We start from the raw sequence: 26393 nt of genomic DNA, 5'->3' as shown, positions 1-26393 counted from the left end.
GACATGGCCTCCACAGGCCCCTACGGCAGCTGGCCCTCGCCGATCGACGCGGCGCTCGCCGCCTCGCACGACGGCCGGCCCGAGTATCTCGGCACGGTCGGCGCGGAGGTCTGGTGGACCGCGCCCCGCCCCGCCGAGGGCGGCAGAAGGGCGCTGATCCGCCGCCGCGCCGACGGCACGGAGGAGTCCGTGCTCCCCGAGCCGTGGAACGCGCGCAGCCGGGTCATCGAGTACGGCGGACACCCCTGGGCGGCCGTGGCGCGCGACGGCGGCCCGCTCGTCGTCTTCGTCCACTTCCCCGACCAGCGGCTGTACGCGTACGAACCGGACGCGCCCGGCTCCGAGCCCCGCCCGCTCACGCCCCTGACGGCCGTCGGCGACGGGCTGCGCTGGGCCGATCTGCGGATCGAGGAGGACCGGGGCGAGGTGTGGGGCGTGCTGGAGGAGTTCACCGGCCCCGCGCCCACCGATGTGCGCCGGGTGATCGCCGCCGTCCCGCTGGACGGCTCGGCCGCCGACGACCGGGGAGCGGTACGGGAACTCTGCGGGGACCGGCACCGCTTCGTCACCGGCCCCCGGCTCTCCCCGGACGGCCGGCGCGCCGCCTGGATCGCCTGGGACCACCCCGCGATGCCCTGGGACACCACCACCGTGGTGCTCGCCGATGTCACCGAGGACGGGGAGTTCACCGGGGTCCGGTCCGCGCCCACGGGGACGGCGTCGATCTGCCAGGTCGACTGGGCCCCCGACGGCGGCCTTCTCTTCCTCACCGACGCCGACGGCTGGTGGCAGCCGCACCGGGCCGAACCCGGCGCGCTCTCCGCGGCCGGTGCGACGGCCGGACCCGCGCACGGCCCGGCCTTCAGCGCCCCGGTCCTCCCCGGCCGCGAGGAGGAGTTCGGCGGCCCGCTGTGGAAGATCGGCCTCCAGTGGTTCCACCCCCTGGAGAACGGTCTGATCGCCGTCATCCACGGCACCGGCACCACCGCGCTCGGCATCCTCGACCCGAAGACCGGAGAACTGGCCGACGCCGTCGGACCCTGGACGGAGTGGGCGCCCTCCCTCGCCGTCCAGGGCGACCGGGTGACCGGCGTCGCGGCGGGAGTGCGCGGCGGCTACGAGATCGTGGAGCTGGACACCCGTACCGGCCACACCCGGGTGATCGGCGCGGCGCACACCGATCCGGTGGACCCCGCCCACTACCCCGAACCCCGGATCCGTACCTTCACCGGGCCCGGCGGCCGGGAGATCCACGCCCATGTGTATCCGCCGCACCACCCCGGCTGGACCGCGCCCGAGGGCGAACTCCCGCCCTTCGTGATGTGGGCGCACGGCGGACCCACCAGCCGCTCCCCGCTCGTCCTCGATCTGGAGATCGCCTACTTCACCTCGCGCGGCATCGGTGTCGCCGAGGTCAACTACGGCGGATCCACCGGATACGGCCGGGCCTACCGCGAGCGGCTGCGCGAGGAGTGGGGCGTGGTGGACGTCGAGGACTGCGCCGCCGTCGCCCGGGGGCTCGCCGCCGAGGGGGCCGCCGACCCCGGCCGGATCGCCGTCCGGGGCGGCAGCGCCGGGGGCTGGACCACCGCCGCCTCGCTGGCCGGCACCGACGTCTACGCCTGCGGCACCATCCTCTACCCGGTCCTCGACCCGCTGGGCTGGGTGACCGACGGGACCCACGACTTCGAGTCGAGCTATCTGGAATCGCTGCTCGGCCCCCTCGCGGAGTTCCCCGACCGCTATCGCAGCCGCTCGCCGCTGGAGCGCGCCGACCGGATCACCGCGCCGTTCCTGCTGCTCCAGGGGCTCGACGATGTGATCTGCCCGCCCGCGCAGAGCGAACGCCTCCTCGCCCGGCTGGCCGGACGCGGAGTCCCGCACGCGTACCTCGCCTTCGAGGGCGAGAGCCACGGCTTCCGCCGGGCGGGCACCCTGATCCGCGCGCTGGAGACGGAACTCGGCCTCTACAACCGGACCTTCGGCCTCAACCGTACCGACGTCCCCGATCCGGAGCTGACCCCATGACCCTCACCGAGCTGACCCGGCCCCGCAGGCTCAGGTCCGGCGACCGGGTCGCCGTCGCCGCCACCAGCGGGCCGGTGCCCGACGAGCGCCTCGACGAGGGCCTGGACATCCTCCGCTCCTGGGGCCTGGAACCCGTCGTCATGCCCCATGTCCGGGGGCGGCACACCCGGTTCCGCTATCTCTCCTCGGACGACGCCGACCGCGCCCGCGATCTCACCGAGGCCTGGTGCGACCCCTCGGTCGCCGCCGTGATCTGCGCCCGGGGCGGCTACGGGGCCCAGCGGATGGCCGACCTCCTCGACTGGACGGCGATCCGGGCCGCGGGCCCCAAGGTCTTCGTCGGATACAGCGACGTCACCGTCCTCCACGAGGCGTTCGCGGCCCGGACGGGCCTCGCCACCCTGCACGGCCCGATGATCGGCGCGCTCACCTTCCTCAAGGACGAGACCACCCGGGAGTCGCTGCGGGCCACCCTCTTCGAGCCCGAGTCCGTCCGGGTCCTGGGGCTGCCGTCGGCGCGCGCCCTGGTCCCCGGCCGGGCCCGGGGCGTCACTCTCGGCGGCTGCGCCAGCATGCTCGCCGCCGAGCTGGGCACCCCGCACGCCAGGGTCTCGGCCCGGGGCGGGCTGCTGCTCCTGGAGGACGTGGGGGAGGAGGACTACCGGCTCGACCGCATCCTCACCCAGCTGCTCCGGAGCGGTCTGCTGGACGGCGTCACCGGCGTCGCGCTCGGCTCCTGGGCCGACTGCGGCCCGTACGAGCGGGTGCGCGAGGTGCTGCGGGACCGGCTCGGCGGGCTGGGGGTGCCGGTGGTGGAGGAGCTGGGCTTCGGCCACGGCGACGTCAATCTGACGATGCCGCTGGGCGTCCTTGCCGTACTCGACGCCGAGGCGGGCACCCTGACCCTGGACCGGCCGGCGCTGGACTGAGCCGGGAGAGGGGCGGCTCCCGCACACGGGAGCCGCCCCTCTCCCGTGGCCTAGCGCAGGGCCGCGTACCCCGGGCGGACGACCTCGTCGATCAGCCGGCGGCGCTCCGGCAGGGGCAGGAACGCGGACTCGACCGCCGCGACCGTCAGCTCCTCGAAGACCTCGGGGCCGTAGCCGAAGGCCTCCGCCATGTGCCCGAACTCCTGGCTCATCGTGGTGCCCGACACCAGCCGGTTGTCCGTGTTGAGGGTGACCCGGAAGCCCAGCCGGCGCAGCAGGTCGATCGGGTGCGTGGCGTAGTCCTTCGCCGCGCCCGTCTGGAGGTTGGAGGTCGGGCAGACCTCCAGGGCGATCCGGTTGTCGCGGACGTACTCCGCCAGCCGCCCGAGGGTCGCCGTGCCGTCGTCGTGGACGGTGATGTCGTCGGTGATCCGCACCCCGTGCCCGATCCGCTCCGCGCCGCAGACCTGCACGGCCTCGTGGATGGACTCCGCGCCGACGGCCTCGCCCGCGTGGATGGTGAAGTGGCAGTTGTGCTGCTTGAGGTGCTGGAAGGCGGGCAGATGACGGGCGGGCGGGTTGCCGATCTCGCCGCCCGCGATGTCGAAGCCCGCCACCCCGCGGTCGCGGTGGGCGACGGTGAGCCCGGCTATCTCCAGCGAGCGGTCGGTGTGGCGCATCCCGGTGAGCAGGGCGCGGACGGTGATCTTCTGGCCGCTGCGGCGCTCGCCCTCACGGAATCCGGCGTTCACCGCCTCGACGACCTCGTCCAGGGTCAGCCCGCGCTCCAGGTGCTGCTCGGGGGCGTACCGGATCTCGGCGTAGACGACGCCGTCGGCCGCCAGGTCCTCCGCGCACTCCGCCGCGATCCGCTCCAGCGCCTCGCGGGTCTGCATGACCGCGCAGGTGTGGGCGAAGGTCTCCAGATAGCGCTCCAGCGAGCCGGAGTCCGCGGCGTCCCGGAACCAGACCGCGAGCGCGGCGGGGTCCTCGGTGGGGAGCAGGCCGTAGCCGTACTCCCGGGCCAGTTCGATGATCGTTGCGGGGCGCAGTCCGCCGTCGAGGTGGTCGTGGAGTACGACCTTGGGCGCGCGGAGGATGTCAGACAAGTGCATGCCCCGGGAGTGTACGGCACCGGAGCGGCCGGTGCTGTACACGTCAGGCGCACCCAGGTAGCGCCGGTCAGTTCGACTGGAGCACCGGCAGGGCGGGCGCGCCCGTCGGCAGCATGTGCTTGGCGGCCAGCACGGGGGACTCCCCGACCCGCACCACCTGGGTGACCAGCACGGCGGGGGTGTCCGGCGCACGGCCCAGCTGCTCGCCGCGCCGCGCCCCCAGCAGGGTCGCGCTCACCGCGCTGTGCCCGCTCAGGGCGATCCCCCGGGAGGCCGGCGCGAGCACCGCGAGCATCGAACCGCCCGGCGCGGTCGGCGCGCGCAGCGCCTCGGCGAACGCCGGGTGCGCGCGCTCCAGCACCTCCTCGGGGGCCGACCACTCCTGGCTGAGCACCCCCGCCGAACCGTCCCCGGTCAGCACGGACTCCCAGAACCGCAGCTCCGAACCGGCCGGTGCCAGCAGATGCTGGGCGGTGAAGTCGGTCGGCTCCTCCACGGTGCGCAGCAGCGGGCGCACCCGCAGCCCGGCGCCCCCGGCCAGCAGCTCCTCCAGCGGACGCAGCAGCTCGTAGCCGCGCCTGGGCGGGCTGGCGTTGACGGTGCGGCCCACGCCCCGGCGCACCGAGAGCAGCCCGTCCTCCTGGAGCAGCAGCAGCGCCTCGCGCAGGGCGGGCCGGCCCACCCCCAGCTCGGCCGCGAGCCGGGGCTCCGACGGCAGGGTCGAGCCCGGCGGATAGACGCCCTCGTGGATGGCGTCCGCGATCCGCCCGTACAGGGCTACGACGGGTCTGCGCTGCGGCCGGCCGGCTGTCACTGGTTCCTCCTCGGCTCGCTGCTCCGGACTGGCGCCCGGCCCACATCAGCGACTCAGCTTGTCAGACAAGGCTTTCTCGGTGCGGACCCTACCCCGGGTCCTGGCGCTCACCCGTACGGCCCGCTCGCCCCGCCGTCCGGCCGGGCCGGGGCCCATTCTGGTGCCATGAGCGCCAAACAAGCACCGAGGACCGGGAAGAGCCGGGCGGCGGAGTGGTTCACCCCGTCGAGGATCGCGGTCACCGTCCTCGCGGTCCTGGCCATCGTCTTCATCTTCGAGAACACCCGGGAGGTCAAGATCCGGCTGCTGATCCCCGAGGTCACCATGCCGCTCTATCTGGCGCTGCTCGCCATGTTCGTCATCGGCGCGCTCTGCGGCGCGTACTTCTTCCGCCGCCGCGACCGCTGACGCCCCGCCGCCCGCCGTACCCGGGCGGCCCCCGCTAGCCTGGCCGGATGTCCGAGCCCGTCCCGCCCCGGCCCGCCGCAGGCGCGCCCCCCGTCGCCGCCGGCCCCCGTGTCACGCTCCGGCCCTTCACCGCCGACGACGCCGAGGAGTTCACGGCGGCGGCCCGCGCCGCCACCGCGCACCACCGCCCCTGGCTCTTCCCCCCGCTCACGGCCGCCGAGTACGCCCCCTACGCCGCCCGGCTCACCGAGGACCCGGCCCGATCCGGCTTCCTGGTCCATGAGCGCGCCTCCGGCCGCCTCGCCGGATTCATCAACATCAACAACATCGTGGCGGGCTCCTTCCGCTGCGGAGCCCTCGGCTACGGCGCGTTCGCCCATGCCGCCGGACGGGGCCTGATGAGCGAGGCGCTCGCCCTCGTCCTCCAACACGCCTTCGGCCCGATGGGACTGCACCGGCTGGAGGCCAACATCCAGCCGGGGAACACCGCCTCGATCGCCCTGGTGCGCCGGGCCGGCTTCCGGCTCGAAGGCTTCTCGCCCGACTTCCTCCTCATCGACGGGGCCTGGCGCGACCACGAACGCTGGGCGATCACCGCCGGGCCGCAGCAGGCCCCCGGCCCCGGCCCCGGACCCGGCGACGACTTTGCCGAAGTCTGACCCCCGGAAACCCTGTTCGGCACGGCGCTGACCCTGTTCCATGGTCACCGGGTCGCCCAACAGCGGTCGGCGGCCCTTTTCCAGAGTGAAGCGAGGTTGTCTTGGCCACGACCGTGCGGCGTACCGTACTGACCCTGCCCGCTGCCCCGGTGGGGCCCGCGAACCCGCTGCCCCCGCTCCGCCGGCTCGCCGACCCGCACCCCGTCGACGAGCGCACCAGGCGGGAGCTGCCGCGCGAGATGGTCCGGCAGATCGACTACGAGCCGCTGCGCACCCTGCTGCCCGTGCGGATCCTCGACGGCTACGGACGCGACCGCACCCCCACCGGCATCGACGCCCTGGTCATCGAGAACGACCAGCTGCGCGCCACCGTCCTGCCGGGCCTCGGCGGCCGGGTCCACTCCCTGCACCACAAGACCACGGGCCGGGAACTCCTCTACCGCAACCCCGTCCTCCAGCCCGCCGGCTTCGCCCTCAACGGCGCCTGGTACTCCGGCGGCATCGAGTGGAACATCGGCGCGACCGGCCACGGAGCGCTCTCCGTCGCCCCCCTCCACGCCGCCGTCGTCCCCGCCCCCGACGGCGGCGAGATGATCCGCCTCTGGGAGTGGGAGCGGCTGCGCGACCTGCCGTTCCAGATAGACCTCTGGCTCCCCGCCGACTCGGCCTTCCTCCATGTCGGCGTACGCGTCCGCAACCCGCACGAGCGGGCCGTACCGCTCTACTGGTGGTCCAACACCGCCGTCGAGGAGCACCCCTCCACCCGGATCCTCGCCCCCGCCGACGAGGCCTGGCACTTCGGCCACGAACGCACCCTGCGCCGCGTGCCCGTGCCGGACTACCGGGGCGAGGACCGCACCTACCCGCTGCGCTCCGAACACCCCGCCGACTACTTCTACGAGGTGCCCGCCCCGGCCCGCAAATGGATCGCCGCGCTCGGCGGCGACGGACACGGCCTCGTCCAGACCTCGACCGACACACTGCGCGGGCGCAAGCTCTTCCTCTGGGGCTCCGGGCGCGCGGGCCGGCGCTGGCAGCGCTGGCTGACCGAACCGGACACCGTCGGATACGCGGAGATACAGGCGGGCCTCGCCCGCACCCAGCTGGAGCGGGTGCGCCTGGAGGAGGGCGCCGAGCTGAGCTGGCTGGAGTGCTACGGGCCGCTGACCGGCGAGGCGGGCACCGTGCACGGCGCCAACTGGGCCGCCGCCGTCGCCGAGGTCGAGTCCCGGCTCGCCGCCGCGCTGCCGAGGGAGGCGGTGGAGGCCGCCCACCGCGACTGGCTCCCGCACGCGGACAGCGAGCCGGTGCGCACCCTCGCCGTCGGCTCCGGCTGGGGAGCCCTCGAAGTGCTGCGCTCCGGTATCAAGCTCCCCGGCACCCCCTTCGCCGAGTCCACCCTCGGCGAGGAACAGGCCCCCTGGCGCGAACTGCTGACCACCGGCGCCGTCCCCGAGCCCCGCAGGGTCGCCCCGCCCGGCCCCTCGCTCGTCTCCCCGCACTGGCGCGACATGCTGGAGACCGCCCCCGCCGACCCGCTGACCGAGTACCACCTCGGGGTCGCCCAGTGGCACGCCGGCGATCTCGCCCAGGCCGTCCGCAGCTGGGAGCGCGGCCTCGCGCTCGCCCCCTCGCGCTGGCCGCTGCTGCGCTGCCTCGCCGTCGCAGACGAGGAGAGCGGACACGAACAGCGCGCAGCCGACCGCTATCTGGAGGCCTTCGAGGACCTCCTCCAGGAGCGCCGCGACGACGGCGAGACCTGGACCGCCGCCACCGCCTCCCTCGGCCGCGAGGCCATCGAGAGCCTGCTGCGCGCGGGCCGCGCCGCCGACGCCCGCTCCGTCTGGGCCCGGCTCCGCCCCCCGGTCCAGCGGCGCGGCCGGTTCCGGCTGCTGCACGCCCGGCTGCTGCTCGCCGAGGGCCACCGGGCGGAGGCCCGCGCCGTCTTCGACGCGGGCTTCGAGGTGGCCGACCTCCACGAGGGCGCGGAGATCCTGGGCGAGGTCTGGTCGGCGGTCTCGGACGATCCGCTGCCCGAGGAGTACGACTACCGGATGCGGCCCGAGACCCCGTAGCCCCTCACTCAGCTCCCGGCGGTCACCTTGCGGTCGACGTACTCGAAGACCGAGCCGTCCGGGTGGACCGCGATCAGATTGCGGCCCGCCGGGGTCGGCACCGGGCCCGCGACGATCCGCGCGCCGACCTCGGCGAGTGTGGCGTGGGCCTGGTCCACGTCCTTCACCGCGATCGTCGCCGTCACCTTGCGCAGGATGTCCAGCTCCGCCGCCGGCCCGCTCATCAGCAGGAAGCAGCCGACCGCCGCGACCGACACCCCGCCGCGCTCGAAGCGCTGCGGGGTGGCTCCGGTGAGTCGTTCATAGACCGCCGCGGCCGCGTCCAGATCGTCGACGCAGATGCGCAGCGTGGTTCCGAGGATCTCCATGGGGCGACCCTAATTCGGTTCCCGCCCAGGTGGGGCGTTTTCGCGCGGGACGGTCAGGCGCGGCAGAGGAGTTCGCCGTGCGGGACCAGGAACCAGGCGTCCGGCCGGCTGCCCCACTCCCGCCAGCCCGCGGCGATCTCCGCCAGCCGCTCGGCGGTGGCGTGGCCGCCGTCGACGGCGAGGCGCGCGTACCCCGAGGTGGTCGTGCGGTCCGCCCACAGCCCGCTCCACCAGGCGCGCTCGTCCTCGGTCGCGTAGCACCAGGCGGAGCCGGTGGCGGTGATGTCGGTGAAGCCGGCGGACCGGGCCCAGGAGAGCAGTCTGCGCCCGGCGTCGGGCTCCCCGCCCGAGGCGCGGGCCACCCGGTGGTAGAGCCGGTTCCACTCGTCCAGCGCGGGGGACTCGGGGAACCAGGTGAACCCGCCGTAGTCGGAGTCCCGTACCGCGACGAGGCCGCCGGGGCGGCACACCCGCCGCATCTCGCGCAGCGCCCGGACGGGGTCGCCGAGGTGCTGGAGCACCTGATGGGCGTGGACCACGTCGAAGGAGTCGTCGGGGAAGTCCAGTTCATTGACGTCCGCGACGGCGAACTCGGTGTTGGCCAGCCCCCGCCCGGCCGCCTCGGCCCTGGCCCGCTCGACGATGCCGGGCTCCCGGTCGACCCCGGTGACCCGGCCCCCGGGGACCAGCGCGGCGAGATCGGCGGTGATGGTGCCGGGGCCGCAGCCGATGTCCAGGACCAGGGCCCCGGGCGTCAGCTCGCCGAGGAGGTACGCGGCGGAGTTGGCGGCGGTGCGCCACGTGTGGGAGCGGAGCACGGACTCATGGTGGCCATGGGTGTAGACGGCGGACTCAGAGGGCACGGCGGAGCCTTCCTTTCGCTGTGGCGACTGCCTCCATGATCCCGCAGATTCACATGGTGAGATGAAGTGTCTTGAATGATGGACGGTTGGTGAGTGCTCCGGAGCGGGCTCAGAGCAGCGTCTGCGGACGGTAGACCGTCAGCGCCCCCACCGCCTTGTCCACCGTCAGCCCGGCCGGCGCGTCGACCACCTCGCCGTCGTACGCCATCGGCGTACCGGGCTCCAGACCGGTGATCCGCACCCGGTGCAGCTGCTCCGCCGCGTGCACCGGCGAACGGCTCAACGGGCCCGCGAGCGCCGCCGCCAGCAGCCGCAGCCCCGGCCACCGGCCGCCGTGGACCACCCGTACATCCAGCAGCCCGTCCGCCAGATCCTGGCGGTGGCCCGGCGTCGGACCCACCCGCTGGTAGATCCCGTTTCCCGCGAACAGCAGCCACATCGGGCGGCGGCGGCCCTGGACGGAGGCCTCCAGCGGCCGGCCGTGGCGCAGCACCTTCGCCGCCGCGATCACCCCGGCGGGCCAGCCGCCGACGCGCGGGGACCACCGCTCGCGGATGTTCACCAGCTCCGGGTAGACGCCCAGGCTGAAGGTGTTCAGGAAGTACCCCGGACCCCCGGCACCGCCGTCCCCTTCATCGGAACCGTGGCCTTCGCCGCCGCCTTCGCCGGAACCGTCCCGGAGCGGCTCCGGGGTGAACCGCCCCAGGTCCACCCGTACCGCGTCACCGCTCTCCAGCGCCCGGCAGGTGTCCTGGAAGGTCTCGATCCCCAGGTCGTACGCGAAGTGGTTGAACGTCCCGCCGGGAAACACCGCCAGCGGCAGCCCCCGCGCCACGGCGACGGCCGCCGCGCCGTTGATCGTGCCGTCCCCGCCGATGATCCCCAGCGCCCGGCCGCGCTCCGCCGCCTTCGCCAGCGCGGGGCCCAGCTCACCCGGTCCGCACTCCACGATCTCGGCCAGCGGCAGCGCCTCGCGCACCCGCTCCGCCGAATCCGCCGACCCCGCGTCCTGGTTGACCACGATCACCAGCCCCTCGCCGCGCGGCAGCGCCGGCGCGTCGCCCTGGGCCCGGCCCGGCGGCGGCAGCTGGGACCTGGTCGGCACCAGCCCCCGTACCGCGAACGCCGCGCCCACCCCCAGCGCCGCGCCCACCAGCACATCGCTCGGATAGTGCGCCCCCGTGTACACCCGGGAGAACGCGACCGACGCCGCCACCGGGGCGACGACCGCGCCCCAGCCCTTCGACTCCAGGGCCACCCCGGTCGCGAACGCCGCCGCCGACGCGGCGTGCCCCGAGGGGAAGGAGGTGGTGAACGGCTGCCGCTTCAGCTGCCGTATCACCGGAACCGCGTCGATCAGCGGCCGGGCCCTGCGCACCGACCGCTTGCCCACCGTGTTGATCACGGCCGAGGCCAGCGCCAGCGACGCCATTCCGCGCACGGCCGCCCGCCGCGACCGCTTCCCGCCGCCCAGCACCGCGATCCCGGCCGCCGCGCCCAGCCAGAGCACCCCGTGGTCGGCGGCGTGGCTCAGCCGGGGCAGCACCGGCTCGGCCGCCGGCCACTCCCGTTCGGCCACGGCGTGGAAGACCTTCCGGTCCCACCGGCCGAGCGGGCCCGGGGTCTTCGGCCGCCGACGGGCGCCTTCGGTACTCATGCGCGGCTGTGACTCTTTGTACGACATGGGTCGCGAGTACCCCGTAATCGCCGCCGCCACGCGGACCGGCGTCCGTCCGACCGGGCGGGCCGCGCGTTCCGGCAACCCGCCACGGATCCCCGGGACAGGTCCTAAGCTCCCGTCCATGGCCGTCGTCCCGGGCAACAGCGCTTCCACGGCAGCCCCTTGGGGCCGTCCGCCCTCCTCCTGTCCCCGGTGACACCGGCGGGCCGCCACCCGCCCTCCCGTACGGCACCGCGATCCGCACCCTCCCCGCCCCTCGCCCAGGAGGCATCCGTGCCCTCTTCACCCGACCGCCGCGAACTCCTCGGACTGCTCGCCGCGACACCGCTGACCGCCGGGGCCCTGGCCGCGACCGCCACCGCCACGGCCGGAGCCGCCACCGCGGCCCCGGCCCGCACCGGGCCCGCCCCGGCTGCCGTCGCCGCCGCTGCCGCCGGGATCGTCAAGCCCGTCCCGCCCGAGCTGTTCACCCTGCGCGGCACCAACGCCGAGACCGTCTTCTCCGCCCTGCGCGACACCGGCCCGCTCACCCCCGCCGACCGCTTCTTCGTCCGCAACCACACCTCCACGCCCCGGATCGGCGAGAGCGACTGGAAGCTCACGGTGTGGGGGAGCGGACTGACCGGCCGCCGCCCGGTCGAGTTCGACTACGCCCGGCTGCGCTCCCTGCCCTCCGTCACCCGCACCGCCGTGATCGAGTGCGCCGGAAACGGCCGCAGCCTCTTCACCACCCAGCAGGGCGAGACCGTCAGCGGCACCTCCTGGACCCTCGGCGCGATCGGCGCGGCGCGCTGGCGCGGCGTACGGCTGAGAGACGTGCTGCATCAGGCCGGGCTCTCCTCGTCCGCCGTCGACGTCATGCCCAGCGGACTCGACGACGAATTCGTCACCGGAGGCGTCAACCTCGGCCGGGTGCGCCGCCCGCTGCCCGTCGCCAAGGCCCTCGACGATGTGATCCTCGCGTACGAGATGAACGGCGAACCCCTCCCGTACGACCACGGCTACCCGGTCCGGGTGGTCGTCCCGTCCTGGATCGGCATCGCGTCCGTCAAATGGCTCGGCGACATCGAGGTCAGCGACACCCCGCTCGCCTCACCGTGGAACACACAGTTCTACCGTCTCTTCGGGGCCGCCCACCCGCCCGGCGGCAGCGCGCCCCTCACCCGGCAGACGATCAAGAGCGCCTGGGAACTGCCCTTCGGCGCGACCCTGGCGGCGGGCGAGACCCACACCCTCACCGGCCGCGCCTGGTCGGCCGCCGCCCCCGTGGACGCCGTGGAGATCAGCACCGACGGCGGCCGGAGCTGGCGGCGGGCGCGCCCGCTCGACACCCCCTGCCGCGACGGCTGGGTCCGCTGGCGCGCCGACTGGCGGCCGGACCGCACCGGACCGGCCGAACTCCTCGCCCGCGCCACCGACCGGGCCGGGAACCGCCAGCCGGAGCGGACCGTCCACAACACCCAGGGGTACCTCTTCGACGCCGTCGTGCGTCACCCCGTCACCGTCGTCTGACGCGCCCGGGGGCCCCGCCGTTTGTATAAAGGGCTCATGGGCACCCGCCCACGACACCGACCGACCGACGGACGGCGAGGCCACGGCATGGCGCGCACGCCCCCCGAGCGGACACCTCACGAGCGGACCTCCTCAGCGCGGATGACGCCTCACGAAGGGCACGGCCCCGTCCGCTACGGCCCGCCCGCGCCCGAACCCGGGCTGCCCGTGCCGGACGGCCTCGCCGAGGTGCTCGCCGCCGCGTCCCGGCGCTGGGCCGGTGAGCCGCCCGGCGGCGGGCCCGCCCTGCGCGAGGCGGCGGCCGGCTACTGGCGGCGGCGCGGCCTCGCCGCCGGACCGGACGGCGTCGTCGCCGCGCCCGGCCCGCAGCCGCTGCTCTTCGCCCTCCTCGGCGCGTACGGCGGGGCGGGCGTGCACGGCCGGGGCGATGTGCTGCTGCCCCGGCCCAGCCCCGCCTGGTGGACACCGCAGGCCCGGCTGCTCGGCCGGCCCGCCTACCGGGTCCCGACGCCCGCCGAGTGCGGGGGAGTGCCCGACCCGTACGCCCTCCTGGAGACCGTCCGCCGGGTCCGCGCCGAGGGCGGCGCGCCCGCCCTGCTGCTGCTCTCCGTCGCCGACGACCCCACCGCCACCGTCCCGCCGCCCGAGATCCTCCGCGAGGCGTGCGAGGCCGCCGTCGGCGAGGGGCTGCACATCATCAGCGACGAGACCTGGCGCGACACCCTCCACCGGCCCGGCGACACCACCCTGATCAGCCCCGCCGAGATGTGCCCCGACGACGTCACCGTCATCGCCGACCTCGCCGGGGCGCTGCTCCCCTCCGCCTGGCCCGCCGCCGTGGCCCGCTTCCCGCCGACCGCCGCGGGGGCCGCCCTGCGCGCCGGGACCCTCGACCTGCTCACCGCGCTCGGCGCGAACGTCGCCGAACCCGTCGCCGCCGTCGCCGCCCACGCGCTCGCCGAACCCGCGCCCGTCACCGCCCACCGCGAGCGCGCGGTCGCCCTCCACGCCCGGGTGGGGGCCGCCGCCCACCGCGCCGTCCTCGCCTCCGGCGCGCTCGCCCGCCCGCCCGCGGCCGGCCGCCACCTCTACGCGGACCTCGGCCCGCTCCGCCGGGGCCTCGCCGCCCGGGGCGTCGGCGACTCCATGGAGCTGGAGGAGTATCTGACCCGCCGTCTCGGGACCCCCGTCCCCGGCGGCCACCGCTTCGGCGACGAACTCGGCGCGCTCCGGGTACGGCTCTCCACCGCCCCCCTCCTCGGCGCGACCGCCGCGCTGCGCGCCGAGGCCCTCGCCTCCCCGGACCCCCTCGGACTGCCCCAGGTCGCCGACGCCCTGACGCTGCTGGCCACCGCCCTCGGGGAACTGCGCTGACGCGGCCGAACACCCCGCCGCCCCCCCGTACGGGGGACCCTCAGGCGTGCCTGCCCGGCGGGTCCGGGTCCGGGCGCGGGCGGCGCAGTCTGCGCCACACCGGCGGGGTGGCACTGATCAGCACGGTCAGGGCCACCGCCACGGCCACGCCCTTCCACGCCTGGTCGAAGAGGGCGCCGCCCAGGATGCCGATGAGCTGATACGTCACCGCCCAGGCCAGACAGGCCAGCAGATCGCCCCGGACGAAGGTCCGCAGGGGCATCCGGGCGAGCAGACACGCCAGCATCACCGGGATCCGCCCCGCCGGGATCAGCCGGGAGAGCACCAGGACCGCGATCCCGTGCTCGGCCAGCTTCAGCTGGGCCTGCTCCAGCCGCTCCGGCGCGGCGTGGCCGCGCAGCCGCTCCAGCCAGCGGGAGCCGTTCCTGGAGCTGACCCCGCGCCGCCCGAGCCAGTACAGCGTCACATCGCCGAGCAGCGCCGCCGACGAGGCGGTCAGGAAGATGAGGAGCAGCGCCAGGGGCGAGGCCTGGTGGAAGGCCACCACCGCCGCCGAACTGACCAGCGCCCCCGTCGGCACCACCGGCACCAGCGCCCCGAGGGCGACCAGCAGAAAGAGCGACGGATAGCCCACGGCCTGCTGGGTGGACTCCGGGGGCAGCGCCCCGATCACCTCCGACACCCGCTCCCACCCCTGTGACGGCAGGGAGCTCACCGCGCCGCCTCCGGCCGGAACCGCTCCCCGTGGCCCAGCCGGCGCACCGCCACCAGCGGCGCGAGCCGGGCCGCGTGCCGGACGAACTCGTCGCCCGGCGCGTGGAACTCGTGCGGGCGCACCCCGTCGAGACCGATCGGCCAGTAGGTGCCGTAGTGCACCGGAACGGCCCAGTCGGGCCGGAGCGCGGCGAGCGCCTGCGCCGCGCGGCCCGCGTCCAGATGACCGTGGCCCAGATAGGGGCCCCAGCCGCCGACCGGCAGCAGCGCCACATCCACCTCGCCGACCTCCTCCGCCATCGCGTCGAAGAGCCCGGTGTCCCCGGCGAAGTAGGTACGGGCCTCCCCGGCGATCACATAGCCCAGCGCGGGAGAGCGGCGCGGACCCACCGGCAGCCGCCGCCCGTCGTGCAGCGCGGGCACCGCCCGTACCGTCAGCGGCCCCACCCGGAACTCGTCCCCCGGGGACACCTCGCGCACCCGCAGGCCCAGCCGGGTCAGCCCCGGCACCGCCCGCGCCGCGCCACGCGGCACCACCAGCGGGGTGCCCGGGGCCAGCCGGGCCAGCGAGGGCAGATGCAGATGGTCCGAGTGCAGATGCGACACCAGCACCGCGTCGGCGACCGCGGCCTCGGGCGGCGGCAGCTCCCCGCGCCGTCTGCGCAGATGCGCCAGCCGCCGCGCGAACAGCGGATCGGTCAGCACCCGGGTCCCGGAGTCCTCGACCGTGCAGGTGGCATGACCCCACCAGGTGACCTCCACCGGCACGTGGCCCTCCTTCTTCCGCCTTCTGCCCGACCGCTCCCGTACAACCGCTCCCGTACGAGCCTAGGGCCTCTGCCCGGGGAGCCGATCGGGAGTAGGGTCTGCGGCGAACGACGAGAGCAGGGTGACCCACCATGAACGGCTTACGCGTGGCGACCATCGCCAGCCTGACCCCCCTCGAAGAGCTGGACCGGGAACCCTTCCTGGTCGACACCCGCCGCCAGCAGGCGATGTGCGCGCGATGGGCGGCCGAGCGGGGCCACACCGTCACCAGGGAGCTGCTCTTCTACGGGCTGAGCCCGGGGCACCGGGGACTGTGGGCCGATGTCGACGACGGGCAGGTGGACCTCTTCCTCGTCCCCACGGAACGGGTGCTGGCCCGGGCGCTGGTCTCGGTCCCGGACTTTCTCGCGGAGTGCGAGCGGCGCGGCGTCCCGGTGGAGACCGCCGGACGGGAGGAGCCGGTGTACGACGCGGCCATGAAGGCGGACGTCCACCGCAGGCTCTCCATGCCGACGGCGGGCTACGACGGCTGCTGAGCCCCCCGCCCGGGGAGCCGCTCCGGGAGACCCGCGCCACGCGCCCGCACCCGGGAGCCCCCGGGCCCCGCACGCCCCCGCACCCGCCCCCCGTGCTCCGGCCCGGATGGCGGAACCTTGCCGTCCGGTCTGCTCGCGTCCGCCGCTGTGCCAGGCTGGACGCCTGATCCGGGATGAGGTGGCGGCGTGACCGAGGGGCGATGGCGCAGGGCGAGCGGCACCCTGCTGCGGGTGGCCGTGGTGTGGGCGGTCTCCACCCTGACGATGCTGGCGCTCGCCGCCGCGCTCCCCGACTTCCGGCTCCAGTCCCCGGGCGGGGACAGCGTCACCCGCACCGCGCTGACCGCCGCCTGGGGCGCGGGAGCCTTCGGTCTGCTGACCGCGCTGGTGTGGCCGCTGGTGGTGCGCGCCCTGCTGCTCGTGCCCGCCCTCGTCCTCGGCCTGCTGGTCTTCTTCCTCAACGGCTCACTGCTGCTGATCGCCCTGCGGCTGATCCCCGACGGCCGGGGCGACGCGGCCCCCGAGACCGCCGTCGTCGTCGCCGCCGTGATGTCCGCCGTTGCCTCGGCCACCTCCACCGCTCTCGCCGTGCGCGACGACAACGCCTACCGCCGCCGGCTCTCCCGGCTCGCCACCCGCCGCCGTCGCCGCTCCGGCCAGGGCGACACCCCCGGCCCCTGCCCGCCCGGCCTGCTCTTCCTCCAGCTCGACGGCGTCGGCCACGAGGTACTCCTGCGCGCCGCCAAGGACGGCCTGATGCCCACCGTCGCCGACTGGCTCGCCGGCACCCACCGGCTCACCCCCTGGCGCACCGACTGGTCCAGCCAGACCGGCGCCAGCCAGCTGGGCATCCTCCACGGCTCCAACCACGACGTCCCCGCCTTCCGCTGGTACGAGAAGGACCGCGGCCGGCTCATGGTCAGCAACCGCCCCGCCTCCGCCGTGGAGCTCCAGCGCCGCGCCGTCGCCCGCACCGGCGACGGCGGACTCCTCACCCACGACGGGGCCAGCCGGGGCAACCTCTTCAGCGGCGGGGCCGACCAGGTCGCCCTCGTCCTGTCCGTGTCCACCCGGCGCGGTCGCGCCAACCGCTCCCGGGCCGGATACTTCGCCTACTTCTCCGACCCCGCCAACGCGGTGCGCACCGCGCTCTCCTTCACCGCCGAAGTCGCCCGCGAGCTGCGCCAGTCCGTCCGCGCCCGGCTCCGCGGCGACCGGCCGCGCGTCTCCCGGGGCGGGCTCTACCCCTTCATCCGGGCCTTCGCCACCGTGGTCTCGCGCGATGTGGTGGTCGCCGCCGTCATCGGCGACATGCTGGGCGGACGTACCGCCGTCTACGCCGACCTCGTCGCCTACGACGAGGTCGCCCACCACTCGGGGCCGCACAGCGGGGACGCGGCACAGGTCCTCACCTCCCTGGACCGCTCGCTGGCACTGATCGCCAAGGCCGCCGAGCACGCGCCCCGCGACTACCGGATCGTCCTCCTCTCCGACCACGGACAGAGCCCGGGGGAGACCTTCCAGGGCGCGTACGGGCTCAGCCTCAAAGACCTGGTACGCGCCGGCTGCGGACTGCCGGTGTCACGGCGCGCCGAGCGCTCCCGCTGCGGCGCGGAGGCCCGCGACGCCGCGGGGGACGCCCTGCGCAGCGCGCTGCACCGGCGGCTGGAGGAGGGCGAACCGCCGCCGGAGACCGGCCGGGGCACGGGCTCCGACCCGATCGTGCTCGCCTCCGGCAATCTCGGGCTGATCTCCTTCCCCGACGTCCCCGGACGGCTCAGCGGGGAGGAGATCGAGGCGCGCCACCCCGGGCTCCTCGGCACCCTCGCCAACCACCCCGGCATCGGTTTCCTGCTGGTCCGCAGCGAGCGGCACGGCTCCGTGGTGCTCGGCGGCGGGACCGAGACGCCCCTCGCCGAGCTGGCCGACGGCCGGGGACCGCTCGCGGGCTTCGGCGAGGGCGCGGCCGACGCCGTACGCCGCACCGACTCCTTCCCCCATGTCGCCGACATCATGGTCAACTCGATGTACGACCCGGAGACCGGCCGGGTGCACGCCTTCGAGGAGCAGATCGGCTCCCACGGCGGCCTCGGCGGAGAGCAGTCACGGCCCTTCCTGCTCTCGCCCGCCGAACTCTCCGCCCCCGTCGCCCCCGGCGCGGAACTCGTCGGCGCGGAGGCCGTCCACCGGGTGCTGCGGCACTGGCTCCACGAGTGCACGGGCCCCCGGAGCCCCGTCGGCGAGCCCGCGCACCGCCCGGTCGCGCCCCAGGACGACGGCGTCGAGGCGATCTGAGGCCCGGAGCACCCGGCGCACCCGGAACACCCGGCCGGCACGCGAGCCGCGCGGCCCCGAACGCCCCGGCACCTCCGTGCCGCCCGTGCCCGGCATTACCCGGCGGGTAATCGACCGGCCCCCGCCCTCTCCAGCACTCTGGTCCCACCGGAACCCGGGCGGCGCACACCGTCCGGGCTCCGGCTCCCCGACCCGTAGCTGTCCCTCCCTGGAGGCTGATCCGCCATGACCGCCACCCTGCTCACCGGCCTCGCCCGCACCACCGAGCCGCAGACCGTGCTGCGCCGCTTCCTTGCTCTCGACGCCGTCGTGACCGGGGGCAACGGGCTGATCTATCTGGCCGCCGCCGGGCCCGTCGGACGGCTCATCGGCGTCGACTCCGTCTTCCTCACCGCGCTCGGCGCGGTCCTCGTCGGGTACGGGGCGGCCGTCGGCCTCCTCGCCGCCCGCAAGCGGCCCGCCGCGCTCGCGGTGAAGGCGGTCATCGACATCAATCTGGTGTACGCCATCCTCAGCGTCGCCGCACTGGCGCTCTGGCTCGACCCGACCACCGCGGGCGTCGTCTGGATCCCGCTCCAGGCGCTGACGGTCGCGGGCTTCGCGGTCCTCCAGTTCCTGGCCCTGGCGGCCCGGGCCAGGAACACCCCCTAGAACTCCAGGGACCGCAGATAGTCGACGGTCGCCGGATCGGCCGGGAGGAAGGTCTCGATGGCCAGCTCGGCGACCGTCACATCCATCGGCGTGTTGAACGTCGAGATGGACGACACGAAGGACAGCGTCCGCCCGTCGTGCTCGACCACCATGGGCAGCGCGAAATAGGGGTACGGGGTGAAGTCCGTCAGCTCCGCCCCGCCGGGGCTCTCCGCCAGGGGGTAGGCGATGACCTCCTGATACAGCTCGCGCAGGGCCTCGGAGCGGGCCAGCGCGATCTGGCGCTCCATCTGGTGCAGCAGATGGCCGCGCCACTCCCGGAGGTTGCGGATGCGCGAGGCCAGCCCCTCGGGGTGGAGCGTGATCCGCATCGCGTTCAGCGGCGGGGCCAGCAGCTGGGCGGGCAGCCCCTCCAGCAGCATCATGATGCCCCGGTTGGCCGCGATCACGTTGTACAGCCCGTCCACGACCAGCGCCGGATAGGGCTCGTACCCCGTCAGCAGCCGGTCCATCCCCTCCCGCAGCGCCGCCATCGACGGATCGTCGATGGCGGTCTCCGCGTACCGGGGCGCGTAACCCGCCGCGAGGAGGAGGGAGTTGCGCTCCCTGACGGGCACGTCGAGATGTTCGGCCAGCCGCAGGACCATGTCCTCGCTCGGACGGGAGCGGCCGGTCTCGACAAAGCTGATGTGGCGTGCCGACGAGTCGGCGCGCAGGGCCAGATCCAGCTGGCTCACCTGCCGGCGCTGCCGCCAGCCGCGCAGCAGGGGGCCGATACCGGTACCGGGTGCAACAGTCGTCATGCGATGACCGTATTACGGCCCCGCGTTATCACGGCGTGGCCGCCCCCGGCCCCGGTCGCGGTCGCCGGGCTCACTCCTGGGTGTCCCGGGCCCCGGGCAGCAGGGCCGCCAGCGCCGCGTCGATGCCCAGCGCCCGCGACTCCAGGTCGGCGGGGACCGCCGTGTACGAGTGGAGCAGGAAGTGCCGCAGCCTGCCGGTGGCGAACCGCAGCAGCGCCACCCCCTGCGGCGACCGCAGTTCGACCGTCGTACGGGTGCGTCCGCACGGCCGGATCCGTACATCGCCCCGGCCGGAGGGGGCGCGCAGCCCCGAGTCCAGCAGATCGCGGGCGAAGACCCAGGTGACGCTGGAGCCGTGGAGGGAGGCGGCGGCCGGGAAGGTCATCCGGACCGCGAGCGGGTCATCGGCGGTGTAGGCCAGGCGGACCGTCATGGAGGCGATGGGCGGGGTGCCGTTGACGAGATGGGCCGGGATCGACTGCTCGACAGTGCGTAACACGAGTCGCTCCTCTGCTGCGGGTTCAACTCCTCGTACTCAAGACGTGCTTGAGGGCCGAGGCGCAGCACAGGAATCGCCATCAAGTATTGTGAGGTGCGTCACAGTGGGCCGGGTGTCCGGCCGGCCTCGGAAGCTCCGCGGCGCGTCATCGCGTACCGGCCTTCGCGCCGTTCGGCGAGTGCAGGGGGCCGGGATCGGAATCGGCACCGGGGCCGGGGGTTTTGGCGGCCGGACCCGGCCGTACGGCGGCGACGACCGGCGACTCCAGGGCCCGGGAGAGCCGTACCAGCCGGTCGCGCCCGGGGCCGAGCGCGGCCGTGAGCGCCAGCGCGCCCGCCTGGGCGTGTTCGTCGTCGGCGGGCGGGCGTCCGAGGCCGCGGGCGGTCGCGGCGGCCACCACCATCGCCGCGACGCCCACCGTGTGGGCCGGTCGCCCCCGTGCGCCGCCGGTGAGGGCGGCGGCGTGGGCCCGCCGCCGCACCCGGTCGTCCAGATACGGCTGGAGTCTGAGCAGCTCGTCGTGGATCACCGTCTCCCGGACCGTCAGCCGCAGCCCGGCCGGGGCCCACCAGGGGATCCGGGGCAGCGGCGCGTGCGCTCCCGGCGTCGCGCGCAGACACCGCGACAGCGTGCCCAGCCGGGTGTAGGTCTGCCAGCTCCGCCGGAGCCCGGTGAACCGGGCCCCCAGCAGCGGCAGCAGAAAGCCGGCGGCGATGACCAGCCCGGCGGCGCCGGCGACCGGCGGGGCCACCGAGGTGCTGAGCACATCGCCGTCGCGGCCGGTCCACCGCAGCACGACGGCGGTCAGCTTGCAGAGGCCGAAGGCGAGATTGAGCCCGAGACCGACGACCAGCACGATCAGACCCAGCCGCAGCCAGTGCGCCACCGCCCGTGCCCAGCGCAGACACATCATCGTGGTCACGGCGGCGGAGGAGATGTGCGCGACCAGATAGGTCACGATCATCTCCCGGACGAACGGGGTGTTCGCGTAGTACGTGTCGAGGTCCCGCAGCCGCTCCACCGGGGCCTCGCCCAGTGCGAAGAGGACGGGCAGCGCGACGGCGGCCGTTCCGTAGACGGCGATCCAGCGCCGGGAGTCGCGCCGGACCCGCCCGCCCGGCCCCCCGCGCCAGTTGACGATGAGCACCAGACAGGCGCAGCTGAAGGCACACATGACGCAGTAGACCAGCGGGGCCGAGACATTGGGGATTCCCGTGATCTCATTGACCGCGGCGACGGTGGGCGGCGCGGCGAGGAAGAAGCAGACCGCCCCGGTGAGGAGAAGGAAGAGGACCGAGCGGACCAGCGGGTCGCGGGGATCGCGCCGGAAGGCGGGCAGTTTGGCGGCGAAGGCGATCCCGAGGGCGATGGCCGGAATGTAGTAGTGGCTGTTGCGCATGGATGATCAGACCTGGCGGTGTCCGAGGGAGTCCTGAATGCGCTGGGCGACCGGGCTGCGCGGCGTCGCGGCGGGCTTTCGCTCCAGCCATCTGCGCAGATGGGCCCCCAGTTCCAGACCAAAAGTCTCCGCCTCGGTCTCCTGGGCCTGCCGGAAGTCGGTGCGCGCGGCCAGCTGCTGCACGGCGCTCTTCAGCTCGTCGACGGCCGGTTCGCCGGGTTTGCCGGGCTCCCCGGTCACCAGCCGCGCGGCGGCGGCCGGACCGGCGGGGCCGGAGCGCGCGGCGGCCGTCGCGCCCCCGCCGTGGTGCCCGGTGTGCCCGGCGACCATGTGCCAGACCTCGTGCCCGAAGATGATCAGCTGGTGGACGGGGTGGGTGTTCGCCTGGACGCAGATCACGTCACGGTCCGTCATGTCGAGGTAGAGCCCGCTCGCGGTCCCCGGGGGGAAGTCGACGAACCGCAGGAGCACCGGCCGGCCCCGATGCTCGCCGAGCCGTGCGCACAGGGCGGCGAACACCTCGTCGGGACCGGCGGGGTCGGCCTGGTCAAGAGCCCGCGCGAGTTCGTCACGGAGCTGGCGCATGGCGCTCCTGGTGCCCACTGCACTCTCCCCGGTCGGTCGGCGGCTCAGCCTGGCACCACACCGTACAGAGGGTTGGGTTCGCGGTCTCGGGCCCCTGGCGAGGTTGCGAGTTTTCCGGACAGGCTGAGGGCGTGTCAGCCATGCGCGGGTACTCGGCGAGGGGGCCGGCGGACCGGAGAGTGCGCCGGTTGGGACTGTAATGAGCATGTCGATCAGCTCCGGTGGCGCGGCCCCGGCCCGGACCCGGCCCGTACGGTGCCTCACCTCACCTTTGGCGGGATTCTGACGGGTGCGCACCACCGGGGGAACCGGACGGCCGGTCGGGACGTCGCACCCCGGTGCGCCACCGCCCCGGCGGGCTCCCCGCCAGGGCCTTCGGCCGGCCCCGCACCGCCCGCGGCCGAGCCCTCGGCCGGGTCAGACGTCCGAGAGCGCCGCCCGTCTGCTCGCCTCGTGGACCAGGGGCGAGCTGCGCAGCGCGAGCGACATCCGTACAAGATCGTCCGCGCGGGTGGACGGCTGGACGCATCTGCCGTCCCCGGCCAGCACCGTCCGCCCGGGGTCCGCCTCGTACGCCAGACCCGCCGCCGCGATCATCGCGGCGTCCGCCAGGATCTCGGCCTCCTCGGGCGAGTGCCCCAGCGCCAGCGCGCGGGCGTGGACCTCGTCGCGCACCGTCCCGTCGAAGTACGGGCGCAGACTGATGATCCCGTCGTGGATCGCCGCCTCCCGCCGGATCAGCCGCAGCTCCAGAGAGGCCCAGGGGCCTATCGTCACCCCCGGCGCACCGCCGCCCGCCGCCCCCGTCAGCCTGCTGGCCAGCGGGCCCAGCCTGCGATAGCGCACCGCCGCCCGCCAGCCGATGCCGAGCCGCTGGGTCACCAGCGGAAGCACGAACCCGCCGCCGATCAGCGGCGCGGCCAGCGAGGCCAGCGGCGGGGCCGCCTGGGTGCTCAGCCAGTCCCAGTCCCGCCCCGTCCAGCGGGCCGCGACCGCGACCAGCTTGGTGCCGTCGAACCCCAGATTGAGCAGATAGCCGATGAAGATCAGCACCAGACCGGCGCGCAGCTCCCCGGTCACCCGCCGGGACCAGTGCCAGCACAGCGCGGCCGTCACCACCACCGCCGCCGTGTGCGCCAGCAGATAGAGAACGATCATCTCGCGGATGAACGGGGTCCTCGCGTAGTGGGTGTCGAAGTCGCGCAGCCGCTCCTCGGGGGCCTCCCCGGCCAGGAACAGCAGAATCAGCGCGATGATCACCGCGCCGTAGGAGACGACACAGATCCGCGAGGTCCGCCGGGTGCTCTCGGTGGTCCCGCCCCGCCAGATGACGATCAGCACGAGACAGGCCCCGCTGAAGGCCGTCAGCACGCTGTAGACCACGGGGGCGGCGATATTGGCCACGCCCGTGACCCGGTTGATCGCCGCGATGGTGGGCACCGCGGCGAGCAGAAAGACCAACGATGCCATCAGCAGCAGCCCGCACACGGCCCCCAGCAGGATGTCCTGCCGATTGCGGCACAGCGCGGGCAGCTTCAGCAGAAACGCCCCGAAGAGCAGCCCCGCCGGAATGATCATGCCCATCTCTCCCATGGCCGGCCGCCCTCAGCGGACCCGGCAGGGAAGCGGATCGGCGAGCGCCCCCCGGCGTCCCAGCGAGGTCCGGATCCGGTCCGCGACCCCGTGCGGGGGAGCACAGGCGGGGGAGGGGTCCTCCTCCAGCAGTGGCCGCAGCTCGGTGCCGAGCAGCAGCCCGAACAGCTCGGCCGCGCGCTCCTCCGAGCCCGCGAAACCGGAGCGCGCCGCCGCGTCCGCGATGACCTCGCGCAGCGCCGCGCCGTCCGGCACCGCCGCCTCCGACGGGACCAGGGCCCGGGCCGCCGCCGCCGCGCCGTCGGCGTGCCCGCCACGATGCCCGGCGTGCATGTGCCAGATCTCGTGCCCCGCGATCACCAACTGGTGCTGCGGCGGCACCCGCTCCTCCACGACGATCAGATCGTGGTCGCCCCGGTCGGCCCAGAGCCCGCTCACCGTCTCCGGCGGGAAGTGGACGAAGACGATACGGACCTCACGCCGCCGCAGCGCGCTCAGCACCCCGGCGAGCGCCGTGAAGACCAGAAAGGGCTCGGCGGGAACGCGGAGCCGAAGACTTCTCGCCAAATGCGCGCACAGCCGACGCATCTCCCTGCTTCTGCGGCACACAGCACCCCACCCCGTCCGACCCGTCCCCGGCGCGAACCCGCCGGAGCCCGCACTTCCGCCACCACCCCCGGTGCGCGCGCACCCGGGCCGTCCCCCGAAACCCCGTCCGCCCACCGCCCACCGTGCCCGGCGGCCCGGGAGGAACCCGCCCGGGCGGAGGCGTCACTTCGAAGACCCTCCCCCTCGGGGAGTCCCAGCGCAACCGTACTTCGTACCCGCGCGTCCCGTGCACGACGGTCTCCCAAGTCGTCGTCCGCGGGCCGCCCCCAGGCCGTGTCCTCGAAGTCCCGTCCGCCGGTCGTGCCTTCCCACCAGCGGGCGGACGACGCTACTTCGAAGACACTCCCCAGGCCACCCTCAGGCTCCGGCGGCGTCAGAACCTGAGGGGGTGCGTATGCCGCCATCCCCCTACGGAACGGCGAAGCGCGCGCACCACCGCGGACCGCTCGCGGGTGCGGCGGACGTCCGGCCGACGCACCATGGCCCCATGACCCCCGACACCCCACCCGGCGAGAGCCCCGCCCTGGCCGGGCTCGCCGAGGTGTCCCGGGACGTGGCCGCCGACTCCGCGCGCTCCCGGAAGACCGCGCTGCTCGCCGCCCTCTTCGCCGCCACCCGCCCCGAACAGGTCGCGCTCGTCATCTCCTACCTCTCCGGACGCCTCCCCCAGGGCCGCGTCGGCGTCGGACCCGGCCTCCTCAAGAACCTGCCGCCGCCCGCCGAGGCCGCCACCCTCACCGTCGGCGACGCCGACGACGCGATCACCGCGCTCACCCGGCTCAACGGCCCCGGCTCCCGCGCCGCGCGCGAACGGGTCCTGCACGGGCTGATGGCCGCCGCCACCGCCGCCGAACAGCGCTTCCTCACCCGGCTGCTGCTCGGCGAGGTACGCCAGGGAGCCCTGGACGCCATCGCCCTCGACGCGGTGGCCGAGGCCGCCCACACCCCCGCCGGCGCGGTCCGCAGAGCCGTCATGCTGGAGGGCTCCCTGCCCCGCGTCGCCACCGCACTCCTCACCGAAGGCCCCGCCGCCCTCGACCGCTTCCGGCTCACGGTCGGCACCCCCGTACTGCCCATGCTCGCCCACACCGCGCCCACCGTCACCGAAGCCGTGCGCACCCTCGCCGCCCCCTGCGCCGTCGAGGAGAAACTCGACGGCATCCGCGTCCAGGTGCACCGCGACGGCGACCTCGTCCGAGTCTTCACCCGCTCCCTCGACGACATCACCGACCGGCTCCCCGACATCACCGAAGCCGCCCGGGGCATCGCCTCCGACCGCTTCGTCCTGGACGGCGAGGTCATCGCGCTCGACCGCGCCGGACGCCCCGTCCCCTTCCAGGAGATCGCCTCCCGCGTCGGCTCCCGCACCGACGTCGAGGCCGCCCGCGCCGCGCTCCCCCTGACCCCCGTCTTCTTCGACGTCCTCGCCGCCGACGGCGACGACACCCTCGACCTGCCCGCCGGACAGCGGCACACCGTCCTCGCCCGGCTCGTCCCCGAACCCCTGCGCGTACGCCGCGCCCTCGTCACCGACCCCGGCGACCCCCACGCCCTCGCCGCCGCCGAGGAGTTCATGGCCGCAGCCCTGCGCCGGGGCCACGAGGGCGTCCTCGTCAAAGCGCTCGACGCGCCCTACGCCGCCGGCCGCCGGGGCCGCGCCTGGCTCAAGGTCAAACCCGTCCACACCCTCGACCTCGTCGTCCTCGCCGCCGAATGGGGACACGGCCGCCGCACCGGCCTGCTCTCCAACCTCCACCTCGGCGCGCGCGACGGCGACGGCTTCGTCATGCTCGGCAAGACCTTCAAAGGACTGACCGACGCCATGCTGACCCGGCAGACGGAACTGCTCGGCGCACTCGCCGTCGACGACGACGGCTTCACCGTACGGGTCCGCCCCGAACTGGTCGTGGAGATCGCCTACGACGGTCTCCAGCGCTCCCCGCGCTATCCCGCCGGGATCACCCTGCGCTTCGCCCGGGTGGTGCGCCACCGCCCCGACAAGCCCGCCCGGCAGGCCGACACCATCCAGCGGATCCTCGGACAGTCCCCGCCGCCGCCCGCCCCCTGAACCACCCCGGACAGCACCCCCCGTTGCCGAAACCGCAACAGATCTCG

General features: G+C 74.8%; 24 protein-coding genes. 11 read left to right on the top strand and 13 right to left on the bottom strand.

The features are described 5' to 3' along the window. Window positions 1-3: 3 nt before the first annotated feature. Entirely contained in the window at window positions 4-2028 is a 2025-nt protein-coding gene (locus ABD371_RS26105) for a S9 family peptidase (RefSeq protein ID WP_344481541.1), read from the top strand. Beyond that, window positions 2025-2957 carry a S66 peptidase family protein gene (locus ABD371_RS26100; protein ID WP_344481535.1) on the top strand — a complete coding sequence of 311 codons (933 nt, stop codon included), beginning with the start codon at window positions 2025-2027 and terminating at the stop codon, window positions 2955-2957. The genes ABD371_RS26105 and ABD371_RS26100 overlap by 4 nt, the downstream gene beginning before the upstream one ends. A gap of 50 nt (window positions 2958-3007) precedes the next feature. Here the strand turns inward: ABD371_RS26100 and ABD371_RS26095 are convergent, their stop codons facing one another. Next, window positions 3008-4072 (bottom strand): adenosine deaminase, encoded by a 1065-nt coding sequence (locus ABD371_RS26095; RefSeq protein ID WP_344481528.1) that lies wholly within the window; start codon window positions 4070-4072, stop codon window positions 3008-3010. 67 nt (window positions 4073-4139) lie between these two features. Then, window positions 4140-4886, bottom strand: coding sequence for a GntR family transcriptional regulator (locus tag ABD371_RS26090; RefSeq protein ID WP_344481520.1), 747 nt, complete (start codon window positions 4884-4886; stop codon window positions 4140-4142). A gap of 165 nt (window positions 4887-5051) precedes the next feature. Here ABD371_RS26090 and ABD371_RS26085 point away from each other — a divergent pair, with 165 nt between their 5' ends. The 3 genes from ABD371_RS26085 (at window position 5052) to ABD371_RS26075 (ending at window position 8028) form a co-directional block, all read left to right on the top strand. Next, window positions 5052-5294, top strand: coding sequence for a lipopolysaccharide assembly protein LapA domain-containing protein (locus tag ABD371_RS26085; RefSeq protein WP_344481496.1), 243 nt, complete (start codon window positions 5052-5054; stop codon window positions 5292-5294). A gap of 47 nt (window positions 5295-5341) precedes the next feature. Continuing rightward, window positions 5342-5953, top strand: coding sequence for a GNAT family N-acetyltransferase (locus ABD371_RS26080; protein WP_344481489.1), 612 nt, complete (start codon window positions 5342-5344; stop codon window positions 5951-5953). Window positions 5954-6054: 101 nt separating this feature from the next. Continuing rightward, a complete protein-coding gene (locus ABD371_RS26075; protein ID WP_344481483.1) occupies window positions 6055-8028 on the top strand; it encodes a DUF5107 domain-containing protein in 1974 nt (657 codons plus the stop codon). Between the two features lie 8 nt (window positions 8029-8036). On the opposite strand, the gene ABD371_RS26070 is transcribed toward ABD371_RS26075, so the two are convergent. From ABD371_RS26070 to ABD371_RS26060, 3 genes are all read right to left on the bottom strand, one after another. Next, on the bottom strand, window positions 8037-8396 hold the full coding sequence (locus tag ABD371_RS26070; protein WP_344481477.1) for a VOC family protein: 360 nt from the start codon (window positions 8394-8396) through the stop codon (window positions 8037-8039). 53 nt (window positions 8397-8449) lie between these two features. After that, window positions 8450-9259, bottom strand: coding sequence for a methyltransferase domain-containing protein (locus tag ABD371_RS26065; RefSeq protein ID WP_344481466.1), 810 nt, complete (start codon window positions 9257-9259; stop codon window positions 8450-8452). A 109-nt stretch (window positions 9260-9368) separates the two neighbouring features. Further along, entirely contained in the window at window positions 9369-10916 is a 1548-nt protein-coding gene (locus ABD371_RS26060) for a bifunctional phosphatase PAP2/diacylglycerol kinase family protein (RefSeq protein WP_344481456.1), read from the bottom strand. A gap of 297 nt (window positions 10917-11213) precedes the next feature. Here ABD371_RS26060 and ABD371_RS26055 point away from each other — a divergent pair, with 297 nt between their 5' ends. After that, window positions 11214-12452, top strand: coding sequence for a sulfite oxidase (locus tag ABD371_RS26055; protein ID WP_344481446.1), 1239 nt, complete (start codon window positions 11214-11216; stop codon window positions 12450-12452). 141 nt (window positions 12453-12593) lie between these two features. After that, window positions 12594-13826: an aminotransferase class I/II-fold pyridoxal phosphate-dependent enzyme gene (locus tag ABD371_RS26050; protein ID WP_344481440.1), complete on the top strand. Its 1233-nt coding sequence runs from the start codon at window positions 12594-12596 to the stop codon at window positions 13824-13826. A 40-nt stretch (window positions 13827-13866) separates the two neighbouring features. Here the strand turns inward: ABD371_RS26050 and ABD371_RS26045 are convergent, their stop codons facing one another. Next, window positions 13867-14541 carry a DedA family protein gene (locus ABD371_RS26045; RefSeq protein WP_344481432.1) on the bottom strand — a complete coding sequence of 225 codons (675 nt, stop codon included), beginning with the start codon at window positions 14539-14541 and terminating at the stop codon, window positions 13867-13869. Further along, window positions 14538-15308, bottom strand: coding sequence for an MBL fold metallo-hydrolase (locus tag ABD371_RS26040; protein WP_344481424.1), 771 nt, complete (start codon window positions 15306-15308; stop codon window positions 14538-14540). The genes ABD371_RS26045 and ABD371_RS26040 overlap by 4 nt, the downstream gene beginning before the upstream one ends. 131 nt (window positions 15309-15439) lie before the next feature. On the opposite strand from ABD371_RS26040, the gene ABD371_RS26035 reads away from it, so the two are divergent. The 3 genes from ABD371_RS26035 to ABD371_RS26025 all read left to right on the top strand — a co-directional run bounded on the left by ABD371_RS26035 (window position 15440) and on the right by ABD371_RS26025 (window position 18790). Continuing rightward, window positions 15440-15844, top strand: coding sequence for a recombinase family protein (locus ABD371_RS26035; protein ID WP_344481417.1), 405 nt, complete (start codon window positions 15440-15442; stop codon window positions 15842-15844). A 186-nt stretch (window positions 15845-16030) separates the two neighbouring features. After that, on the top strand, window positions 16031-18139 hold the full coding sequence (locus ABD371_RS26030) for an alkaline phosphatase family protein (RefSeq protein ID WP_344481410.1): 2109 nt from the start codon (window positions 16031-16033) through the stop codon (window positions 18137-18139). Window positions 18140-18364: 225 nt separating this feature from the next. Then, a complete protein-coding gene (locus ABD371_RS26025; protein ID WP_344481402.1) occupies window positions 18365-18790 on the top strand; it encodes a hypothetical protein in 426 nt (141 codons plus the stop codon). Here ABD371_RS26025 and ABD371_RS26020 read toward each other — a convergent pair. From ABD371_RS26020 to ABD371_RS25995, 6 genes are all read right to left on the bottom strand, one after another. Continuing rightward, a complete protein-coding gene (locus tag ABD371_RS26020; protein WP_344481394.1) occupies window positions 18787-19593 on the bottom strand; it encodes a helix-turn-helix domain-containing protein in 807 nt (268 codons plus the stop codon). The two genes, ABD371_RS26025 and ABD371_RS26020, sit on opposite strands and share 4 nt — an antisense overlap. A gap of 70 nt (window positions 19594-19663) precedes the next feature. Then, on the bottom strand, window positions 19664-20092 hold the full coding sequence (locus ABD371_RS26015; RefSeq protein WP_344481388.1) for an SsgA family sporulation/cell division regulator: 429 nt from the start codon (window positions 20090-20092) through the stop codon (window positions 19664-19666). A gap of 145 nt (window positions 20093-20237) precedes the next feature. Next, the gene (locus ABD371_RS26010) at window positions 20238-21491 is read right to left on the bottom strand and encodes an MAB_1171c family putative transporter (protein ID WP_344481381.1); all 1254 of its coding nucleotides are present in this window, start codon (window positions 21489-21491) and stop codon (window positions 20238-20240) included. Between the two features lie 6 nt (window positions 21492-21497). Continuing rightward, the gene (locus ABD371_RS26005) at window positions 21498-22076 is read right to left on the bottom strand and encodes a hypothetical protein (RefSeq protein ID WP_344481375.1); all 579 of its coding nucleotides are present in this window, start codon (window positions 22074-22076) and stop codon (window positions 21498-21500) included. A gap of 417 nt (window positions 22077-22493) precedes the next feature. After that, a complete protein-coding gene (locus tag ABD371_RS26000; RefSeq protein ID WP_344481369.1) occupies window positions 22494-23654 on the bottom strand; it encodes an MAB_1171c family putative transporter in 1161 nt (386 codons plus the stop codon). 27 nt (window positions 23655-23681) lie between these two features. Beyond that, the gene (locus tag ABD371_RS25995) at window positions 23682-24236 is read right to left on the bottom strand and encodes a toxin-antitoxin system, toxin component (RefSeq protein ID WP_344481366.1); all 555 of its coding nucleotides are present in this window, start codon (window positions 24234-24236) and stop codon (window positions 23682-23684) included. Between the two features lie 529 nt (window positions 24237-24765). Here ABD371_RS25995 and ABD371_RS25990 point away from each other — a divergent pair. Then, a complete protein-coding gene (locus tag ABD371_RS25990) occupies window positions 24766-26346 on the top strand; it encodes an ATP-dependent DNA ligase (protein ID WP_344481363.1) in 1581 nt (526 codons plus the stop codon). The last annotated feature ends 47 nt before the right edge of the window (window positions 26347-26393 follow it).

The organism is Streptomyces amakusaensis, assembly GCF_039532665.1.
GTDB lineage: Bacteria > Actinomycetota > Actinomycetes > Streptomycetales > Streptomycetaceae > Streptomyces > Streptomyces amakusaensis.
Note: the sequence above shows the minus strand (reverse complement) of the source record. Positions and strands in the feature narration are given on the sequence as shown.

Coding starts and splice junctions, on each gene's coding strand:
- ABD371_RS26060 (WP_344481456.1), bottom strand. CDS start 10,916: ATGAGTACCGAAGGCGCCCGTCGGCGGCCGAAGACCCCGGGCCCGCTC.
- ABD371_RS26080 (WP_344481489.1), top strand. CDS start 5,342: ATGTCCGAGCCCGTCCCGCCCCGGCCCGCCGCAGGCGCGCCCCCCGTC.
- ABD371_RS26025 (WP_344481402.1), top strand. CDS start 18,365: ATGACCGCCACCCTGCTCACCGGCCTCGCCCGCACCACCGAGCCGCAG.
- ABD371_RS26085 (WP_344481496.1), top strand. CDS start 5,052: ATGAGCGCCAAACAAGCACCGAGGACCGGGAAGAGCCGGGCGGCGGAG.
- ABD371_RS26105 (WP_344481541.1), top strand. CDS start 4: ATGGCCTCCACAGGCCCCTACGGCAGCTGGCCCTCGCCGATCGACGCG.
- ABD371_RS26070 (WP_344481477.1), bottom strand. CDS start 8,396: ATGGAGATCCTCGGAACCACGCTGCGCATCTGCGTCGACGATCTGGAC.
- ABD371_RS26000 (WP_344481369.1), bottom strand. CDS start 23,654: ATGATCATTCCGGCGGGGCTGCTCTTCGGGGCGTTTCTGCTGAAGCTG.
- ABD371_RS26005 (WP_344481375.1), bottom strand. CDS start 22,076: ATGCGCCAGCTCCGTGACGAACTCGCGCGGGCTCTTGACCAGGCCGAC.
- ABD371_RS26020 (WP_344481394.1), bottom strand. CDS start 19,593: ATGACGACTGTTGCACCCGGTACCGGTATCGGCCCCCTGCTGCGCGGC.
- ABD371_RS26050 (WP_344481440.1), top strand. CDS start 12,594: ATGACGCCTCACGAAGGGCACGGCCCCGTCCGCTACGGCCCGCCCGCG.
- ABD371_RS25990 (WP_344481363.1), top strand. CDS start 24,766: ATGACCCCCGACACCCCACCCGGCGAGAGCCCCGCCCTGGCCGGGCTC.
- ABD371_RS26100 (WP_344481535.1), top strand. CDS start 2,025: ATGACCCTCACCGAGCTGACCCGGCCCCGCAGGCTCAGGTCCGGCGAC.
- ABD371_RS26010 (WP_344481381.1), bottom strand. CDS start 21,491: ATGCGCAACAGCCACTACTACATTCCGGCCATCGCCCTCGGGATCGCC.
- ABD371_RS26095 (WP_344481528.1), bottom strand. CDS start 4,072: ATGCACTTGTCTGACATCCTCCGCGCGCCCAAGGTCGTACTCCACGAC.
- ABD371_RS26035 (WP_344481417.1), top strand. CDS start 15,440: ATGAACGGCTTACGCGTGGCGACCATCGCCAGCCTGACCCCCCTCGAA.